A 19012-nucleotide genomic window follows, 5' to 3' on the forward strand; every position below is an offset into this window, starting at 1 on the left:
TTTCCGCTTAAATAGGTGAAGATCGCGGCCAACCCGTCTATAATCGGCGCCCCAAGTAGAGGTAGACCATGACAGCAACCACTTTTTCCGAACTCGAACTCGATGATCGCCTGATCGACGCGCTGCGCGACAAAGGCTACGATCGCCCCACCGCCATTCAGGCCGCTGCGATCCCGCCGGCGATGGACGGGCGCGACGTCTTAGGTTCGGCTCCGACCGGCACCGGCAAAACCGCCGCCTTCCTGCTGCCCGTGTTGCAGCACCTGCTGGACTTTCCACGCAAAAAATCCGGCCCGCCGCGCGTACTGATCCTGACGCCAACGCGTGAACTGGCGATGCAGGTCGCCGATCAGGCGCGTGAATTGGCTGCTCATACCTCGCTGGATATCGCCACCATCACCGGCGGCGTCGCTTATATGAACCACGCGGAAGTGTTCAGCGAAAACCAGGACGTGGTGGTCGCCACCACCGGCCGTTTGCTGCAATACATTAAAGAAGAGAACTTCGACTGCCGCGCGGTGGAAACCCTGATCCTCGACGAAGCCGACCGCATGCTCGATATGGGCTTCGCGCAGGACATCGAAACCATCTCCGCCGAAACCCGCTGGCGCAACCAGACGCTGCTGTTCTCCGCCACGCTGGAAGGCGAAGCGATCCGCGAATTCGCCGAGCGCATCCTGAAAGAGCCGGTGGAAGTGGAAGCCGATCCGTCGCGCCGCGAACGCAAAAAGATCCTGCAGTGGTACTACCGCGCTGATGACGTGCAGCACAAAACCGCGCTGCTGATCCACCTGCTGAAGCAGCCGGACGTGCAGAAATCGGTGATCTTCGTGCGCAAACGCGAGCGCGTGCACGAGCTGGCCACCTGGCTGCGCGAAGCGGGCATCAACACCTGCTATCTCGAAGGCGAAATGGTGCAGGCCAAACGCAACGAAGCGGTCAAACGCATGATGGATGGCCGGGTTAACGTGCTGGTCGCCACCGACGTTGCCGCACGCGGTCTGGATATCCTCGATATCACCCACGTGTTCAACTTCGACATGCCGCGCACGGCGGACACCTACCTGCACCGCATCGGCCGTACCGGCCGCGCCGGGCGCAAAGGCACCGCCATTTCGCTGGTGGAAGCGCACGACCATCTGCTGCTGGGCAAAGTGGGCCGTTACCTGAATGAGCCGCTGAAAGCGCGCGTGATCGATGAGCTGCGGCCGAAAACCAAGGTGCCGAACGAGAAGAGCAACGGCAAGCCATCGAAGAAAGTGCTGGCCAAACGCGCGGAAGATAAAGCGAAGAACAAAGAAAAGGCCAAGGTGAAAGTGCGCCACCGTGACGCCAAAAACGTCGGCAAACGCCGTCAGGCGAAGGCCAAACCGGCCGGCGACGCGGAATAACCCCCGCTGCCTAAGAAAAAACCGCCTGTACAGGCGGTTTTTTTATGGGCGTTTACTGCTGCGCGTAGTGCGTGGCCAGGCGGTGCCCCTGCAGCCATTTATCCAGTTCGCGGAACTGCGCCTTCAGTTCGTCATTCTGCAAATGCGCCGGCGTTTGCGAGAAATAAAACTGGAACGCGACGCCCTGCTGGTTGCGCGCCCGGGCATCGGCTCCGGCCTGCAACAGCAGCAGCGCCAGGTGCGGCGCGTTAATCTTCGCCGCCAGATGCAGCGGGGTATCCCCCAGCCGGTCGCTCAAGGTGGTGTCCGCCCCGGCCGCCAGCAGCAGCCGCAGTTGCTCTTCACGCCCGGCCAGCACCGCCACCGCAAGCGGCGTGGCGCCGGTAACGGCATTACGCACGTTCACCTGCGCCCCTTTGGCCAGCAACAGCCGCAGGTACTGCGCGTCTTGCAGCATCGCCGCGGTGTGCAGCGCGCTGTTGCCGTCCAGCCCCGCCGCCGCCGGGTCGGCGCCGAGATCCAGCAACGCCTGCACGCTATCCGGCTGCTGCGAAAGCACCGCCCACTGCAACAGCGTGACCTGCCGATCGCCCCGTTCGCGCAAGCGATCCTGCGTGGCCTGCGCATGGATACCCTGCGTATCGCCACGCGCCACCGCCTGAGCCAGCGCCAGATTGCTGTGGCCGTCAAACGGCGAAATCTCCTGCCCCATCTGTTGCTCCTTAGCCATCATCAGTAAACCGGTCACCGCGACCAGCGCCAGTAAGGCTATCGCCAGCGCCCGCCGCAAGCGACGCCCTTCAGGCATTGGCCTTCGCCTCCCACGGCTTTTGTTCCGCCATCGAGCTTATCACCTTGTCGATGCCGTGCGCCGTCAGGCTGCGATCCAGATGCTTGCTCGGCCGCCAGTCATCGATGCCGGTCAGGGTATCGTTGTTGGCCAGGGTGATGTTGTGGCCGATGGCGTCCGGGATCAGCGAGGTCGACTCCTGGGTGCTGGTCAGCATGTCATATTGTTCGCTGTAACGGCGAATACCGCCGGCTTCGGCATCTTTCTTCGCCGCCGCCGGATCGATGCCCAGGCGATTCAGGGTGTAATCCGAGACCCCGGCCGCGTTGAAGGTGACCGCGACGGTGCCGGTCGCCAGCGCCGCCGTGGCCGCCAGGCCGCCGCCGAGCGAATGGCCGGCGATCACCAGCGCATCGCCGAAGGCCGCCTTGGCGCTTTTGGCAGCGGCAACCGCCTGATTGTACTGCACATCGTCATAGCCCGTCGCCTGCCGCACGTTGCTCAGCCAATCGCGCCAGTCGTTGGTGCCGGCGAACGCCAACACATACTGCTTGTCGTTGCTGTAAATCCCGGCCTGGAAACCGCTGCCCGCGTCGTGCAGGCTGGCGGGATCGATGCCGAAACCGAGCAGCGCGCTGTCGCTCAGGCGGTTGAACCCGGCGGCACCCTGGCCAGTGAGTGAGTAAACGTCCTTGGCCAACAACGCCAACGCATAATCCCCCTCCTGCGATTGCTGCCCCCGCGTCACGCCCGGCGCTGCCGCCGCCGTCGGTGCCGCCGCTGAGATATCGCCGACCAGCGTATTCAACAGATTCTGCGCGTTCAGCGTGTTCTGAGAGGGAGAGGCCACCGGCGCCGGATTTGCCGGCGCTGCCGCAGGCTGCGCCGCCGTCGCCGTCTCGGCAGCGGCGCGAGGCGTAGGGATCGCGGCCACCGGGGATACTGCAGAGGTAAAACTTAAAGGCATACTCATGCCGACTCCTTGTCGATAGACTTTTTATTGAGCACCTGAATAGGTGCTGATTTAGCTATCGGCAGGTCGGATGAGTTCTGTATTAGAAATGCTTATCTTTGTACAGAATGTGATCCACGTTCGGTTTTCGGCCGCCAAACGCCAGAAAGGGAGCCGAAGCTCCCTGATTGACTGCGCCGCAAATTACAGGCTTTCGGTAAAGGTGCGGGCGATAACGTCGCGCTGCTGTTCCGGCGTCAGGGAGTTGAAGCGCACCGCATAGCCGGACACGCGGATGGTCAGCTGCGGGTATTTTTCCGGGTGCTTGACCGCGTCTTCCAGGGTTTCGCGACGCAGCACGTTGACGTTCAGGTGCTGACCGCCTTCCACGCGCACGGTCGGCTGCATTTCCAGCGGCACTTCACGGTATTCGATCTGGCCCAGGTCGCTCACCGCGACAACCTGATCTTCCGCGTAGTTGGCCTTGGCGCACACGCAGCGAGCTTCCGCTTTTTCATCGTCCAGCAGCCAGAAAGAATTCACCAGCGCCTGGTCATTCGCTTTGGTAATTTGAATACCGGTAATCATTATGTTGCCTCCGTACAAGGGCGTAAAAATTCACGTCGTGAGAAAACCCAATTCTGGTTTCGGCCATTTGGTAAAACCATTGTTGTCTTGTTGTTCTGTATACCAGCCTGACCGGGCCAGTTCCTTGATTAAAGTCAATTTTTACCGGGTAGGCACGGGGCGTGAAGGGGCAAATTTATGTTTTATATCAATTTTCCCACTGCGGCAAAAACCAATTATTTTTGTAAATTTTCAAAAATAATTGCATGAGACACGGCGGCGAGAAATGAAAAGCGGGTTTCGCTGCGCGTGCCGAAACGGTAAGCTATAGCCCATGAATTGCTAAAGAAAACAAAGGAGAGCGTTTATGGCCACCTCCCTCACCTGGCATGACGTGATCGGCAAAGAGAAAGAGCAGCCCTATTTTGTTGAAACGCTCGCCTTTGTTGCCGCTGAACGCCAGGCCGGTAAGACCATTTATCCACCGCAGAAGGACGTGTTCAACGCTTTCCGCTATACCGAGCTGGCGGACGTCAAGGTCGTCATCCTCGGCCAGGATCCGTATCACGGCCCCAATCAGGCGCACGGCCTCTCTTTCTCGGTGCGCCCCGGCGTGCCGGCGCCGCCGTCGCTGGTGAACATGTATAAAGAGCTGGCGACCGACATTCCCGGCTTCGAACGCCCGGATCACGGCTACCTGCAAAGCTGGGCTGAACAGGGGGTGCTGCTGCTCAACACCGTGCTAACGGTGGAAGGCGGCCGCGCGCACTCGCACGCCAACCTGGGCTGGGAAACCTTTACCGATAAGGTGATCGCCGCCCTGAACGAGAACCGTGAAGGCGTGGTGTTCCTGCTGTGGGGCTCGCACGCACAGAAGAAAGGCAACTTTATCGACCGCAACCGCCACCATGTGCTGAAGGCGCCGCACCCGTCGCCGCTCTCCGCCCACCGCGGTTTCCTCGGCTGCCGTCATTTCTCGCAGGCCAATCAGCTGCTGGAGCAGCAGGGGCTCACGCCGATCGACTGGATGCCGCGCCTGCCGCAGGCGTAGTACAGAGACAAAAAAGGCACCCTAGGGTGCCTTTCTTTATGCCGTTGCCGGGGCGATTACGCCTTGGCTTTGGAGACTGCAACCATCGCCGGACGCAGCAGGCGGCCGTTCAGCGTATAGCCTTTCTGCATCACCATCATCACGTGGTTCGGTTGGTGATCGGCGGATTCCATCATGCTCATCGCCTGATGCACTTCCGGGTTGAACGGCACGTTGACGTCGCCGACGATTTCGATGCCGTACTTGCGCACCACGTCCAGCAGCGATTTCAGCGTCAGCTCGATGCCTTCGATCATCGCGGCCAGTTCCGGGTTGTTTTTATCCGCCAGATCCAGCGCGCGCTCCAGGTTGTCGATCACCGGCAGCAGATCGCCGGAGAATTTCTCCAGGGCGAACTTGTGCGCTTTCTCGACGTCCAGTTCGGCGCGGCGGCGGATGTTTTCCGCTTCCGCTTTGGCGCGCAGCAGGCTGTCGCGCTCGTGCTGCTGAGCTTCCGCCAGTTGGGCTTCCAGTTCGGCGATACGCGCATCGCGCAGATCGACGCCTTCCGCCGCTTCCGGCAGCGTATCATCGTGATGAGCGTGTTGTTCCATTTCTTCCGAGACTTGCTCGTTTGGCGTCTTCTGTTCTTTACTACTCATGAATATCTCCGCGTTTTAGCATTAATCTCGCAACTTGGCTTATTATGGGGATCAAAACCGGGGTTTCAAGTCAACCGGTCACAATGTGGGGCATAAACGGGTCCCGGTGAGGAAAATCACAACAAATGAATAAAAAATTCGCCTGTATTGGCATTGTTGGCCACCCGCGTCACCCTTCAGCGCTGGCAACCCACGAGATGCTGTTCCACTGGCTGGTCGCCCGCGGCTATTTGGTGATGGTCGAACGCCAGATCGCCCATGATTTGGGGCTGAAAGACGCCGTGACCGGCAGCCTGGCGGATATCGGCCAGCGCGCCGATCTGGCGGTGGTGGTCGGCGGCGACGGCAACATGCTCGGCGCCGCGCGCGTGCTGGCGCGTTACGACATCAAGGTGATCGGGGTCAACCGCGGCAACCTCGGCTTCCTCACCGATCTCGATCCCGACAACGCCCTGCAGCAGCTGGCGGACGTGCTGGAAGGCGAATACATCGACGAACAGCGTTTCCTGCTGGAAACCATCGTGCATAAAGAGCACCAGCAGTGCCGCATCAGCACCGCCATCAACGAAGTGGTGCTGCACCCCGGCAAAGTGGCGCACATGATCGAATTCGAAGTGTACATCGACGATCGCTTCGCCTTCTCGCAGCGCTCCGACGGCCTGATCATCGCCACGCCGACCGGCTCCACCGCCTACTCGCTCTCCGCCGGCGGGCCGATCCTCACCCCGTCGCTGGAGGCGATCGCGCTGGTGCCGATGTTCCCACACACTCTCTCCGCCCGGCCGCTGGTGATCAACGGCGACAGCACCATCCGCCTGAAGTTTTCGCAGATCGGCAGCGATCTGGAGATCAGCTGCGACAGCCAGATCGCGCTGCCTATCCAGGAAGGCGAAGAAGTGCTGATCCGCCGCAGCGATTTCCACCTGAATCTGATTCACCCGAAGGACTACAGCTATTTCAACACGTTAAGCACCAAGCTGGGCTGGTCGAAAAAATTGTTCTAAAATCTGCGCCGGCCACTTTACTGTATATAAAACCAGTTTATACTGTATGAAACTACAGTTATGTGTTTATACACAGGAAGGTTCCCATGCTGGCGCAATTAACCATCAGCAACTTTGCTATCGTTCGTGAGTTGGAAATCGATTTTCAACCGGGTATGACGGCGATCACCGGTGAAACCGGCGCCGGCAAATCCATCGCCATCGATGCGCTGGGGCTGTGCCTCGGCAACCGCGCCGACGGCAACGTGGTGCGCCTGGGAGCCGCCCGCGCCGACATCTGCGCCCGCTTCTCGCTGGCGGACACCCCGTCCGCGCGCGAATGGCTGGAACAGAACCAGCTGGACGACAGCAACGAATGCCTGCTGCGCCGGGTGATCAACGCCGACGGCCGTTCGCGCGGCTTTATCAACGGCACCGCCGTGCCGCTGTCGCAGCTGCGCGAGCTGGGGCAACGCCTGATCCAAATCCACGGCCAACACGCCCATCAGCTGCTGCTCAAACCGGAGCACCAAAAAGCGCTGCTCGACGCCTACGCCGACGAACCCGCCCTGCTGGCGGCGATGAGCCAGGCCTACCAACGCTGGCACCAGAGCTGCCGCGAGCTGGCGCACCATCAGCAGCAGTCCATCGAGCGCGAAGCGCGCAAGCAGCTGCTGCAATACCAATTGAAAGAGCTGAACGAATTCGCGCCGCAGGCCGGCGAGTTCGAACAGACCGACGCCGAGTACAAGCGCCTGGCCAACAGCGGCCAGCTGCTGACCCTCAGCCAGCAGACGCTGCAGCTGCTCGCCGACAGCGACGAGAACAACATGCTCAGCCAGCTCTACAGCGCCAAGCACCTGCTGCTCGAGCTGGCCGGGCTGGACGACAAACTCGGCGGCCTGCTGGACATGCTGGAAGAGGCCTCTATCCAGATCAGCGAAGCCAGCGACGAGCTGCGCCACTACGCCGATCGCATGGATCTCGATCCCAATCGCCTGCACGAGCTGGAACAGCGCCTGTCGCGCCAAATCAGCCTGGCGCGCAAACACCAGGTTGCGCCGGAAGAGCTGCCGCAGCTGCATCAGCAGTTGCTGGATGAACAACAGCTGCTTTCGCAGCAGGAAAGCGACCATGAGCACCTGAACGAGGCGGTCACCCTGCATCACCAGCAGGCGCTGGCGCTGGCGGAGCAGCTGCACCAAAAACGTCTGCATTACGCCGCCGAGCTGACCACGCTCATCACCGACAGCATGCAGGCGCTCTCCATGCCGCACGGCAAGTTCAACATCGATGTGCGCTTCGAGCCGCAGCATCTGAGCGCCGAAGGGGCCAGCCGCACCGAGTTCTGCGTCTCCACCAACCCGGGGCAGCCGCTGCAGCCGCTGGCGAAGGTCGCCTCCGGCGGTGAGCTGTCGCGCATCGCGCTGGCCATTCAGGTGATCACCGCCCGCAAGATGGAAACCCCGGCGCTGATCTTCGATGAGGTGGACGTGGGCATCAGCGGCCCGACCGCCGCCATCGTCGGCCGCCTGCTGCGCCAGCTCGGCGAATCCACCCAGGTGATGTGCGTGACTCACCTGCCGCAGGTGGCCGGATGCGGGCATCAGCACCTGTTCGTCAGCAAGCAGACCGACGGCACGGTCACCGAAACCCAGATGGCGCCGCTGGATAAGCGCGCCCGGCTGCAGGAGCTGGCGCGCCTGCTCGGCGGCAGCGAAGTCACCCGCAATACGCTGGCGAACGCCAAAGAACTGCTGGCGGCATAAAAAAGCTCAACTTTTTCACTTTCCTGCGGTCTGACAGTGACGCTGTTGACCCGAAAGATATCTAAAGTGCGGCGCGGCGGTGATCTTAAGCTTCCTCAACGGCCTGAAACAGGCCAAGCGCTTGAGGTGCTGAAAGAAAGCCAACGCGTCGCAACTTGAAAGATGAAGGGTATAAAGGTTTCCAACTGCCGCAAGGTCTATTATCATCGGCATCCTATGCCCTAAAGGAATGTGATTACTATGCGCTGTAAAACGCTGACTGCCGCCGCTGTAGTTCTTGTGATGCTGACTGCAGGCTGTTCTACTTTTGAAAAGGTGGTTTATCGTCCTGACATCAACCAGGGGAACTACCTGACGTCGACCGACGTGGCGAAAATTCAGAAAGGGATGACCCAGCAACAGGTCGCTTACACATTGGGCACCCCAATGCTGCAAGACCCGTTCGGGACTCAGACGTGGTTCTATGTGTTCCGTCAGCAGCCTGGCCATGAAGACATCACCCAGCAGACGCTGACGCTGACCTTCGACAGCGCAGGCGTGTTGACCGATATCCAAAACAAACCGGCGCTGACCAAGTAATCGGCGCCGCCCGCTCTTCCGGCCCATGAGGGGGCATGATGTTCCTCATGACAGTCGCAGGCTGCAACGCGGAAGAGAAAATCAGTTTCAGATAAAAAATAAGGCGCTATAAGCGCCTTATTTTTTTGCCTTTTCTGCCCGTTGCCGGCGCAGCTCTTTCGGATCGGCTATCAGCGGCCGGTAGATCTCCACCCGGTCGCCGTCGTTCAGCGTATCGCCCAGCTTGGCCGGGCGGCTGTAGATGCCGATTTTGTTGCTCTTGAGATCGATATCCTGGCGCAGCTCCAGCAGGCCCGAAGCCTGGATCGCCTGCTCGACGCTGCTGCCCTCGGCCAGTTTCACCTTGCGCAGGTACTGACGCTCCGGCAAGGCGTACACCACCTCGACCTGGATGTCAGACACTGTAGACCTCTTTCGCCCGCTGGGTAAATGCCTGCACCATGCTGCCCGCCAGCTCTTTGAACACCTTGCCGAACGCCAGCTCTATCAGTTTGTTGGTGAATTCGAAATCCAGGTGCAGCTCCACCTTGCAGGCCTCTTCGCTCAGCGGCGTGAACTGCCAGCCGCCCATCAGCTTGCGGAACGGACCATCGACCAGTTGCATATTGATGCTCTGGTTATCCAGCAGCGTATTGCGCGTGGTAAAAGTCTTGCTGATACCGGCCTTGGCGACGTCCACCGCGGCGGTCATTTCGTTGGAGGTAGCGTTAAGCACCCGGCTGCCGGTGCAGCCTGGCAGAAAATCGGGATAAGAATGAACATCGTTAACCAACTGATACATCTGCTCGGCGCTGAACGGCACTAATGCAGACCGACTGATCTGGGGCATATCATTTCCTGTGAGACATAAAACGTACAGATAATACCATTTATCTGGCGGCAAACAAAAAATCTGCTAAGGGATGGGGGCGCCAAAAATGCGAGAAATTGCGCAGGTGCTGAACGGGAAAGGATTTCTTTCGCTGAAGCATCCAGTATAATGAACGCACTATGACAAAGAAAAAAGCACACAAACCCGGTTCCGCCACCATTGCTCAAAACAAGCGCGCGCGTTTCGAATACTTCATTGAAGAAGAGTTCGAGGCGGGCCTGTCGCTGCAAGGGTGGGAAGTTAAATCGCTGCGTGCAGGCAAAGCCAACCTCAGCGACAGCTACGTGACGTTCCGTGACGGTGAAGCCTATCTGTTTGGCGCCACCATCACTCCGCTCAACGTGGCTTCGTCGCATGTGGTGTGCGATCCGACGCGTACCCGTAAACTGCTGCTGAACCGACGCGAGCTGGATACCCTGCTCGGCCGCGTCAACCGCGATGGCTACACCGTGGTGGCCTTGTCCCTGTATTGGAAAAATGCCTGGAGCAAGATCAAGATCGGCGTAGCCAAAGGTAAGAAAGAGCACGACAAACGCGATGACATCAAAGATCGCGAATGGCAGACGGCGAAAGCCCGTATCATGAAGCACGCCAATCGTTAAGCCGCTGGCTTATCGAGGTAAACTTCTGGTATACTGCATAAAGTTACTTGGGGCTGATTCTGGATTCGACGGGATTTGCGAAGCCCTAGGAGCATGCCGAGGGGCGGTTGGCCTCGTAAAAAGCCGCAAAAAAATAGTCGCAAACGACGAAAACTACGCTTTAGCAGCTTAATACCCTGCTTAGAGCCCTCTCTCCCTAGCCTCCGCTCTTAGGACGGGGATCAAGAGAGGTCAAACCCAAAAGAGATCGCGTGGATGTCCTGCCTGGGGCTGAAGCGTTAAACTCAATCAGGCTAGTCTGTCAGTAGCGTGTCCATCCGCAGCTGGCCGGCGAATGTAAAGATTGGACTAAGCATGTAGTGCCGACGGTGTAGTAATTTCGGACGCGGGTTCAACTCCCGCCAGCTCCACCAAATACGTCGCCAGTGAACCAGATAGACCCGGCGATAATAGCGAAAAAGCCCACAACTTCGGTTGCGGGCTTTTTTGTATCCGTAATCGTTCGAGTTTATCCGGCTAAATCTGGAGACTGTTGGTATGCGGTTTGATATACGCTAAATTGATACCAATTACGTACAACCAATAGATGGAAGACTCCGTGCATAGCGTGGACTACATAAGTATAAAAACCAGAGCCCAGCAAATGGCAGAATAGCAGCAAATTGCCTTAGAGAGCATTTTCGCAGCCGTCGAGGCCAATTGGTTTGCCCTTAAGCGAACAAGGATAACTGCGGACTAGCCAAGGATATCTGGCGATCTTAAGAAAGTTGTTTTCCGAGGTCTGTAGTTATCCTAATTCAGGAAATTAAGGCAAGAATGGTGATTGAAGCATTAGTATGGCAATAGTAGAGTGCATTCCAGTTTCAGTTAGTTGACGGATCAACGCACCCCAGTTTGGGTAGCTCGCAAGAAACTACTGTTTACAGTTAACCAAGGGAGTTCCAACCGTTTAGCTATACGCTTCTGAGGCAGACAACCTTGATTATGGAGAATAAATACCTCGATAAACCATACCCTTTTACTTATAAAAAAATACCCATTAAGCAGATGACGATCATTATTTTCGAAAAAAAGCCACCCTAACAGACGTTTAGAATGTAATTTCTACAGCTGCGCCGTGATTAGGTAAACATATCACTTCTGTTCAGATGGACGAATTCAGTAAGCCACTCTACTACCTAAGGTTACAACATAAAAGGTTGGTTAGAGCTAGTTTCAATTGGAAGATATCGTTCCTTATCGCCTCGCAAGATATGCCCGTCCAGAAAAAGGCTACGTAGCTGAGCTGTCGACGATATGCGCATTTTTATCATGGCGTTCCGTTTGTGCGTGCTTATAGTTTTATATGCAACATTAAATTTCTTGGCCAAACACTTGATACTATCCCCTTCAATGATACCTGTAATTATAGCTATTTCACTAGGTGTGAGGTTTGACATGGGAGGACCTATGTAAAACTGGGAATTATATGAGGCAAAATTCTCTCCATCAAAAAATCGTGTCAAAAAACTAACAAAGCAACTTATGTCAATTTTTTTTGGTATCTGCCAGCCAGCCTCCCCCCGCTCAAAATTATTGAATTTATTTATAAACATGGTCGGTTTTGAAGACCAGAGCAGACACTTTACTGACGGATGATAAGTGGCCATGAAGTGAGTGAACTCTCCCCAGTTATTATAACTCTCATTCTGACCGAAGGCCTCCATCAAATAGACATCGGCAGGCCCTTTCCTCAGCGCCAAACACATTAGTGCGGATAGACTGGATACCACATCGGTAACATTTATTCTTTCAACAAAATATTTACTTAATACCTGAACCATACTCTCCCGATAAAAAACCACCGGATCCATCACTACAATATTTATCTTTCTGTTGTTTTTCTTCAAGATTGCGATGCCCATGTAATAACCATATACTTATGACCCCGAGCGCAAGTAGTTTCGAGATTAAACGAGCCCTACATGATAATCATGTCGCGAGTTTTTATCTGCTAAAGCGTTTTATCGAGGTATAAGATATAGATAATGCTACTCGTAAACGAACGTCACGCCAATAATGGACTGAACATTGCCTGCTACCACTTGCCCATTGATTCGTGCATAGGAAGCCGTTAGTCCCAAACTTTGGGGGCTGGTACCGACCGTACCGAGAGAGACATTCTTATTGGTAGCTACAATGCCATTACGGTTAGACAGTTGTACGCCAACGCCAGTAGCCGGATTTGAAGATGACGTATTGGTAAATATGGTGCTTGCCGTATCAGCAGTTGTGCCGGTCAGATAATAAGCCAGCTGTTGGTTTTGTCCGCAATGGACAGTCAGCGGTACAGCAGCCGTGCCGGGGTAATCCGGCAAGGTAACCGTCACATTGCGCGATGACACGTCGCAACCACCAGTGGGAACCACCACTGTGTTATTAGCATAAATATTCCATGTGAAACGGTCTATTGTGCCATTTTGTTGACCGGTTTGAGGGTTTGTTGAATATTTATACATATTTAATCTGGCAATCAAACTACCCTTATTAATTAATACTCCTGACGCCGCTGAAATAGGCTTCAGAAATAGCATAACATTCCATGGCTGATATGAACTGGTTGTAAATGCGGTCTCTTTGGTTCTATTAGTAACTGGCAGTGGATAGCTTGAATTATAATACTTCACCGTTCCTGTGAAATTTTCCAGCGCCCCACCATAGGCGCTGCCGTCATTTAAAGCCACCCAGTCAATATAGGATTGTGGAAGTTCATTTCGACAACTTATGCTTGAGTTTAGGTCTACAACGAGGTTCTGACCAGCCTGTACGCTAGGCGTTAAGTTAGCATAAACAGTGAAAGTTCCTGCCCCTCCTCCAGAGCTAGAATTAATTACATTTCCTGTAGCATCCTTACAAGCAAAAGCATTAGCGCCGGATGAATATGCCATTAGGCATACAGAAGCCACGAGGGCAGCAACTTCTTTTTTCTTCAACACTTTATTTAGTTTTGAAACCAGTGTCATGACGTGACTCCTCAATTTAGGCGTAAGTGTATGTGACATTAATTACGGCCTGAATACTGCCTTGCTTGGCGTTGCCATTAACTGATAACGCACGAACCTGTAATGGCAGACTCGCTGACTGTGTGGAATCATCAACCTGAACCGCCTTGGTTTTTCCGTTGTTTAGGTTATTGCCACTGGTGTCCTGCAGTTCCAATTGAAGATTGGTTGCCCCACCTTGATTTTTGTAATATCCCGTGCTGTCCGTTGTCCCCGTGAATGTTGCCGTGACTCTCGAAGTGCCTATTGGACAATTGGTCAAATTCAGCGTTACCGGATGCCAGGCTGAACCCGAGCCGGCCTGTATATAATTAAATGTAAACAAGTCGCCCAAGTCTACCGTCGCCGATGGCGTTGATACGGTGCAGGGCTTGGCCACTACGCGTCCGTTGACCGTAATGGTCACGTCAGCTGCATGCGCGGCGAATGTTGTAGTAAAAAGCAACGCCCCCGCCAGCATAATGTTCTTGATAATGATCATCTTCAGACTTCCTTACTGAAACTCTAAGGTGAAATTGGCCGTCGCTGTCACTGTTCCTGCCATCACGGGAGCGCGCGTTGCCATTAAGCGTGCATAAAAGCCCAACGTATTGGGCTGGCCCGCCGTCAATGTCGTCCACTTCAGGGAGTCCTGAGCCGCATTTAATGGAATCGGAGTCTTGTCGCGATCCAGTATTTGCACTCCAATACCGCTTGCGGCGTTTGTTCCAGCATCAATCTTTAACAGGGTAGTGTTGTCGTTGTCAGAGGTTCCGACATACCCCACGCGAACTGCCGTCGCGGAACTGCCGCACTTGTCGAAGACAATCTTGAAAGGTATGGATGGCGTGACGGCCCCAACCCGGTTGAATTGCTTGGCCGCATTGCTCAACAAATCCACCGTAAAATCCTGAGAGTCAACAGAGACCGAGCAGGCATTGTCTTTTAGATAACCTGTGATGGTGATAGTACTGTCCGCCGCATGGGCATATCCCGCAACCAACGGCAACAAACACAGGATTGGAAGGTATTTTCTCATTGCGTCATCATCTCCTGCTTATCACCGGCAAATGGCAGAGGCATAGCTCAAAGCCTGGTTTTGACTGTCAGCCGGCAAACTGTACGTCGCCGTGCAGCGTTCATTTTCGCTATTGCCCCACCTCACGTTGACGGTACCTTTTGGCGCAAGGCCGGTAAGGTAAACTTGCCCGCCATCTGCCACGATGCTGCCTGACTGACCATCTCCGTAAGAGGCTACAGAGCCGAACGGGACTGGCTTGCCGTTGTTTGTCAATGTCATAAGAACCTTCAGCCCGACTTTGGCCTTGAAGTCCGCACGCACGACAGCTCCCCGTGTAGGAACGACGCTTAATACCGGTTCCTCCAGTTCGACGTTGTTCGCCAGTGTATTCGTGTTCAAGGATATCCGATTCTCGCGGTAGTCCATCGCATAAGGGAGCACGGCATAACCACGCCAATCTGTACGCACCCCTGTTTGATTCTCGACAGAAACGTGTTTCGCCCCCGGCGCCTTGATAAGCACCATGGTGTCATTGAGTGGCTGGCTGAAGGTGATGCCATTTTCGTGGGCAAGTACGCCACCACTGGCACCATAGTAAATCTGCTTATAGTCACCGCTGTGGCTATAACCGACGTTGGCGTTGCCGTAAGCGCCGCGGTAATTCAGCGCGGCGTTACCCGTTGCGCCGCTGTTACCATTACCGCCGCTGTTATAGCCCGATTGCACGCTATAACTCAGGTTGTTATCTTCCAGCAGCGTCCCGTAAAGGCCGGCCGTATTTGTCGTACGTCCCTTGAAGTCTGTCGACGTGTTGTAACTGGCATTGGCATTTCGGAATACTGACCGGGTATCCGAGCGCATCCAGTGGCTGAACGGAATATTAATGTTGAAAGCAAGCAGTTGGTCTTTATCGTCGGACCAGGCATTTTTGGACAGACTATAACTCAGGCTCCAGCTGATATCCTGAATGGTGCTGTTATAACCAATCTGCAGCTGTTCATCTGAACGGCTGGTATTCCAGTAGCTTTGATGACTGCCAGTCAGGTATATCGTCGATGTCCGTCCAACCTGTTGCGTCACCGTCGCCTGCAAACGACCGCGCTTGCTGTAGTTCAGATTGTAATAATCCGTCAGCTTTGGTTTGATATTCACGATCCCGTCTTCACTAATCACGGAGTAACCGCTCATGCGTCGCCACGCGGTGTCGGCCAGAGAATAGAAGCCCCGAGTAGAATAACGGTATCCGACCAGTTGGAAATTGGTCCCTAACTCATTGAGCGATTTGTTATAGAGAAAACGCAGAGATTGTCCCTGATGCTTGCTGCCGTCAGGCAAGGTGGCATTCGCCTGCGTAATATCTGAAGATACCGCCCCGAGGTAGCCCAGGTTTTTTCCCACCCCGAGGTTAAAGGCACGATAGTCGTTTGAGGCACGTGTGCCGCCATAGACCGTCCAGCCATCGGGTAATCCCCAAAGCGCCGTTCCCTGGAAAAACTTCGGCTTGTCTTGTTGTTCATTACCACTGCGGAACTGCCCTGCAGTCACCGCGTACTTCACCTGTCCTTCACGCTGCAACATCGGGACGGATGAGAAGGGAACGGTAAAGACCTGAACGGAGCCATCCGCCTCTTTCACCGTCACCTGCAGATCGCCACTGTTTCCTGCCGCATACAGATCACCGATAGTGAATGCGCCGGCGGGTACCGTGGTCTGATATATTTCATATCCGTTCTGCTTGACCGATACGCGTGCGGTACCACGTGCTATTCCATGTATAACAGGAGCAAAGCCGCGTTGACTGTCGGGCAGCATATTATCGTCTGTGGCAACCTGAAGGCCGCGGAAGTTGATACCTTCAAAGATATCACCCGCAGTATAGCCATCACCCATCGTCAGCCGGCTGCGCCAGGATACAATGTCACGTTCAAGCCAGGTATTGACATGTTGCCAGCGATTTTCGTTATATCCCGTGCCGCTGCTGTAACTCCAGGTTGAGTTATCCCGCAGGCGCCATGCCCCCAGGTTGAGACCCGTTTGCAGATTGAGATAGGCGTAATTGCGGGTGCCGCCATTGTGACTGCGCACTTCACTGCCGGTATAGTTGTAATTGAGCAAACCGGCCGTAATACCATTATCCCAAAGCTCGGGAGCTATGTACCCTCTCGCCTGATTTCCCATGAAAGCCTGAGGAATGCTGATGGAAAGACGCTGGCGACCGACATCGAATGAGCTTGCAGCATCAGCAATAAGCCGTGTGAAAGGCACGCAGGCCGTGCTCTTCATTACGGCAATATCTGGAATAGTCAAGGTATTGACGCCAAGTGAAGCCAGCTGAGAGCGAGTGAGACACGGTTCCAGCTTGCTACCGTCATCACTTTTATCAAAGGTGATGTCTCGCGTCGTCACGTAACCCTCGTTCATGTAAATGTCGACACGATAGGTACCCGGCGGCGCATCAAGCCCCTTTTCGAAACTGGAGAGATCGGCAACCGATGCCGGGTCGTCAGCCAGGAACCGGGGATTGAAGTAGTTGTCTGCGCGCGCGGAAAATGTCAAAGCCACCAAGAGCAATGCCAGCGGCGTAAGCATTGCTTTGTTTAGCGCCCGTTCCCGGATGTGGTATTTTTTCATGTTATCCGTGCCTGCTCCATAAACCAGGTGACTTGTCGCTACCGCACGCCGTCATCAATGCCGGTGCTGCGTTACCTGCGTTATTGAATCCATTGTTTTAGTGAATGACTCAGATCGTTACTGCAAGGTGCCTTTCATCACAGACGTGAGCGCACCGTAATCATTAATCGTGCGATATGTAATTGCACTGCCGGCATCGCCCGGCAGTTTCACCGTTGCCTCCCCCATAGGCGGGACCATGACATTGGCTAATGAACGTGTGCCGGCATTCAATTCCGTGACGGTCAGAAAATAGGGTGTTGGATTATTCAGTACCAGTGTGTTCGCATCGCGTTTAAACGTCAGTTTTCCGGGGGCCTGATCAGGCGCCATACTGAGATTTTGTGGGCGATACAACAATTTGATTCGGCTCGTTATCGCCAGTTGAAGCGTATTTTCTTTCTGTTTTGCCTTGTCCAGAGAGGGAATGGCTTTGACGTTGACCCAGAAAAGACTTTCGCGGTCTTTAGGCAAGGCGTTATTGGTTGCATCAATAATACGCAGCGTATTTTCTTTTTTCCCCTGCATGAGGAACAACGGCGGAGTAATAACGAACCGGCCTTCTTTTTGACCATCATCGTTCTCGACCCAGGATTGAATAAGAAAGGTGTCTTTATCATTATTGTTGCTCACACCCAGAGTGACCTGTTTCTGTTCTGCCGGATAAATAACGCGTGTTGCCCCAAGAGCCACGCCCGCTTCAGCATGCGGAGTACAAAATACGACTGCCAAAGCCAGCAGTGAACCCATGACGTTTCCGGTCGCTTTCATTTTAATCACGTTAACCTCTTGGGCGGATAACCGCCGTTTTAACCTTTTGCGCGCGCTTATCTCATCCGAGATAAAAGTTTCATACGCGAAAACGAATGTTTTATTGGTATGTCAAAGAGAACCAAGCCTGGGCATTTGCAGCACCACCGATAACCGTATTGCCGGTTGCCCGATATTTGGCAACAAATTGCAAGATACGCGTTCCTTTAGTCAGCGGTTTCCAAGACTGAGGTTCTGAATTAATGGGTATGAGTTGCCCCTGTTCATCGAACAGGGCGATGCCGACGCCAGACGCAATTCCCTCGCCTTCGCCAACCGACAGAACATCAGGGTTTTTGCCATCGGTTACGCCGTGAAAGACGATACCGACGCGATCGCTGACATTGGGATTACAATCCTGGAGATGCAAACTGAACGGCACCGGATCGGCGTCATCCCCTGCATCCTTGAAACGGTTACTGCTAACCTGTCCCATGCGAACAACCAGTTGCCTGTCACCCGCCTCAACCGTACAGGCTTCAGCGATGAGCTCCCCCTGAAAGCGCATCTGTCCTCCAGGAAGCGTGACGTTCCACTTGTTGCCGGCGATAGACAGAGGAGCAATGAAAAGCAGGCAGAGTCCCAGTCTGGTTTTGAGCATCGCTTATTCCCTCTTCGATAGCTGAAAACAGGCCGTCCTGGCCTGATTAAGCATCCTTGCAGACCGGTATTACTGGTACTGAACTTTAAAGTTGGCGTTCGCGTTGGCAGTACCAGGAGTGGCAGCACCGGTGGCGATGTAACGCGCCTGGAATGGCAGAGTGTTGGTACCGTCAGTCAGAGTGGCAGCAGTACTGAAGGTTGCACCGTCGAATGCCAGCGCTTTGCCTGCACTGTCCAGCACCTGCACACCCACGTTGGTAGCACCACCCGCAGAGGAGCTTTCCAGTGCCAGAGCAGTTGGGTTCTCAGCATTGACAGCAACACCAGAGAATGCAATGGCCGCTTTGGTAGCAACGGTGGTATCGCAATCGTTCAGCTGAATGTTGAAGCCTACAGCAGAGCTGGTTTTACCCGCCTCGCTCAGCGTGGCAGTTTTGACCTGGCCCAGCTGGACGGTTTGGTCTACAGAACCGGCATCAACGGCGCAAGCAGCGTTAACTACTTCACCTTTAAAGTGAACGGTACCACCGTTAACGGTAGTAGTTGCTGCATGAGCCAGGCCAGCAGTCATCAGAGAGGCGGCAATCAAGGTGTTGATAAGACGGATCTTACGCATAAGTTCAAAACTCCATGTCTTGGTAAAAGGCCAATAATTGGCATAACAACTTGATTCAAATGAGCATTTTTTCTGT

At 54.8% G+C, this 19012-nt stretch carries 20 protein-coding genes and 1 other RNA gene; 7 read left to right on the forward strand and 14 right to left on the reverse strand.

What is annotated here, in order from left to right; all coding sequences use genetic code 11:
* Nucleotides 1–68: 68 nt before the first annotated feature.
* Nucleotides 69–1391, forward strand: coding sequence for an ATP-dependent RNA helicase SrmB (gene srmB / locus EKL15_RS02020; RefSeq protein ID WP_016929798.1), 1323 nt, complete (start codon nt 69–71; stop codon nt 1389–1391).
* A gap of 52 nt (nt 1392–1443) precedes the next feature.
* On the opposite strand, the gene EKL15_RS02025 is transcribed toward srmB, so the two are convergent.
* From EKL15_RS02025 to grcA, 3 genes are all read right to left on the reverse strand, one after another.
* The gene (locus EKL15_RS02025; protein WP_203088703.1) at nt 1444–2199 is read right to left on the reverse strand and encodes an ankyrin repeat domain-containing protein; all 756 of its coding nucleotides are present in this window, start codon (nt 2197–2199) and stop codon (nt 1444–1446) included.
* Nucleotides 2192–3154 (reverse strand): DUF2974 domain-containing protein, encoded by a 963-nt coding sequence (locus EKL15_RS02030; protein ID WP_100397051.1) that lies wholly within the window; start codon nt 3152–3154, stop codon nt 2192–2194. Before EKL15_RS02030 ends, EKL15_RS02025 begins: the two co-directional genes overlap by 8 nt.
* A gap of 183 nt (nt 3155–3337) precedes the next feature.
* Nucleotides 3338–3721: an autonomous glycyl radical cofactor GrcA gene (grcA, locus tag EKL15_RS02035; protein WP_004929114.1), complete on the reverse strand. Its 384-nt coding sequence runs from the start codon at nt 3719–3721 to the stop codon at nt 3338–3340.
* 346 nt (nt 3722–4067) lie between these two features.
* Here grcA and ung point away from each other — a divergent pair, with 346 nt between their 5' ends.
* Nucleotides 4068–4751, forward strand: a complete 684-nt coding sequence (gene ung, locus EKL15_RS02040) for a uracil-DNA glycosylase (protein WP_033635636.1) — start codon at nt 4068–4070, stop codon at nt 4749–4751.
* A 56-nt stretch (nt 4752–4807) separates the two neighbouring features.
* Here ung and grpE read toward each other — a convergent pair whose 3' ends face one another.
* Nucleotides 4808–5392 (reverse strand): nucleotide exchange factor GrpE, encoded by a 585-nt coding sequence (gene grpE / locus EKL15_RS02045; protein WP_025303955.1) that lies wholly within the window; start codon nt 5390–5392, stop codon nt 4808–4810.
* Nucleotides 5393–5517: 125 nt separating this feature from the next.
* Here grpE and nadK point away from each other — a divergent pair, with 125 nt between their 5' ends.
* The 3 genes from nadK to bamE all read left to right on the forward strand — a co-directional run bounded on the left by nadK (nt 5518) and on the right by bamE (nt 8723).
* Nucleotides 5518–6396: an NAD(+) kinase gene (gene nadK / locus EKL15_RS02050; protein ID WP_100397052.1), complete on the forward strand. Its 879-nt coding sequence runs from the start codon at nt 5518–5520 to the stop codon at nt 6394–6396.
* 86 nt (nt 6397–6482) lie between these two features.
* The gene (gene recN, locus EKL15_RS02055) at nt 6483–8144 is read left to right on the forward strand and encodes a DNA repair protein RecN (protein ID WP_100397053.1); all 1662 of its coding nucleotides are present in this window, start codon (nt 6483–6485) and stop codon (nt 8142–8144) included.
* 240 nt (nt 8145–8384) lie between these two features.
* Nucleotides 8385–8723 carry an outer membrane protein assembly factor BamE gene (gene bamE, locus EKL15_RS02060; protein WP_004929101.1) on the forward strand — a complete coding sequence of 113 codons (339 nt, stop codon included), beginning with the start codon at nt 8385–8387 and terminating at the stop codon, nt 8721–8723.
* A gap of 117 nt (nt 8724–8840) precedes the next feature.
* On the opposite strand, the gene EKL15_RS02065 is transcribed toward bamE, so the two are convergent.
* Together EKL15_RS02065 and EKL15_RS02070 are read right to left on the reverse strand one after the other, a co-directional pair.
* On the reverse strand, nt 8841–9125 hold the full coding sequence (locus EKL15_RS02065) for an RnfH family protein (RefSeq protein ID WP_004929098.1): 285 nt from the start codon (nt 9123–9125) through the stop codon (nt 8841–8843).
* Complete coding sequence (locus tag EKL15_RS02070; RefSeq protein ID WP_004929096.1) at nt 9118–9552, reverse strand: type II toxin-antitoxin system RatA family toxin; 435 nt, start codon at nt 9550–9552, stop codon at nt 9118–9120. Before EKL15_RS02070 ends, EKL15_RS02065 begins: the two co-directional genes overlap by 8 nt.
* A gap of 161 nt (nt 9553–9713) precedes the next feature.
* On the opposite strand from EKL15_RS02070, the gene smpB reads away from it, so the two are divergent.
* Together smpB and ssrA are read left to right on the forward strand one after the other, a co-directional pair.
* A complete protein-coding gene (smpB, locus tag EKL15_RS02075) occupies nt 9714–10196 on the forward strand; it encodes an SsrA-binding protein SmpB (protein WP_016929804.1) in 483 nt (160 codons plus the stop codon).
* Nucleotides 10197–10245: 49 nt separating this feature from the next.
* Nucleotides 10246–10609: a transfer-messenger RNA gene (ssrA, locus tag EKL15_RS02080) on the forward strand.
* A 771-nt stretch (nt 10610–11380) separates the two neighbouring features.
* Here the strand turns inward: ssrA and EKL15_RS02085 are convergent.
* The 8 genes from EKL15_RS02085 to fimA all read right to left on the reverse strand — a co-directional run bounded on the left by EKL15_RS02085 (nt 11381) and on the right by fimA (nt 18936).
* Nucleotides 11381–12100: a LuxR C-terminal-related transcriptional regulator gene (locus tag EKL15_RS02085; protein ID WP_060441107.1), complete on the reverse strand. Its 720-nt coding sequence runs from the start codon at nt 12098–12100 to the stop codon at nt 11381–11383.
* 126 nt (nt 12101–12226) lie between these two features.
* Complete coding sequence (locus tag EKL15_RS02090) at nt 12227–13198, reverse strand: fimbrial protein (protein WP_072271068.1); 972 nt, start codon at nt 13196–13198, stop codon at nt 12227–12229.
* Nucleotides 13199–13214: 16 nt separating this feature from the next.
* On the reverse strand, nt 13215–13697 hold the full coding sequence (locus EKL15_RS02095; RefSeq protein ID WP_060441183.1) for a fimbrial protein: 483 nt from the start codon (nt 13695–13697) through the stop codon (nt 13215–13217).
* 33 nt (nt 13698–13730) lie between these two features.
* Complete coding sequence (locus tag EKL15_RS02100; RefSeq protein ID WP_060441106.1) at nt 13731–14255, reverse strand: fimbrial protein; 525 nt, start codon at nt 14253–14255, stop codon at nt 13731–13733.
* A 21-nt stretch (nt 14256–14276) separates the two neighbouring features.
* The gene (locus EKL15_RS02105; protein ID WP_100397065.1) at nt 14277–16868 is read right to left on the reverse strand and encodes a fimbrial biogenesis usher protein; all 2592 of its coding nucleotides are present in this window, start codon (nt 16866–16868) and stop codon (nt 14277–14279) included.
* 117 nt (nt 16869–16985) lie between these two features.
* Nucleotides 16986–17657, reverse strand: a complete 672-nt coding sequence (locus EKL15_RS02110) for a fimbria/pilus periplasmic chaperone (protein ID WP_060441104.1) — start codon at nt 17655–17657, stop codon at nt 16986–16988.
* Nucleotides 17658–17778: 121 nt separating this feature from the next.
* Nucleotides 17779–18318, reverse strand: a complete 540-nt coding sequence (locus tag EKL15_RS02115) for a fimbrial protein (RefSeq protein ID WP_203088705.1) — start codon at nt 18316–18318, stop codon at nt 17779–17781.
* 69 nt (nt 18319–18387) lie between these two features.
* Nucleotides 18388–18936, reverse strand: coding sequence for a type 1 fimbrial major subunit FimA (fimA, locus tag EKL15_RS02120; RefSeq protein ID WP_089186389.1), 549 nt, complete (start codon nt 18934–18936; stop codon nt 18388–18390).
* Between the last annotated feature and the right edge of the window lie 76 nt (nt 18937–19012).

This window comes from Serratia sp. 4542, from assembly GCF_016805595.1.
GTDB classification, from domain to species: Bacteria; Pseudomonadota; Gammaproteobacteria; order Enterobacterales; family Enterobacteriaceae; genus Serratia; species Serratia nevei.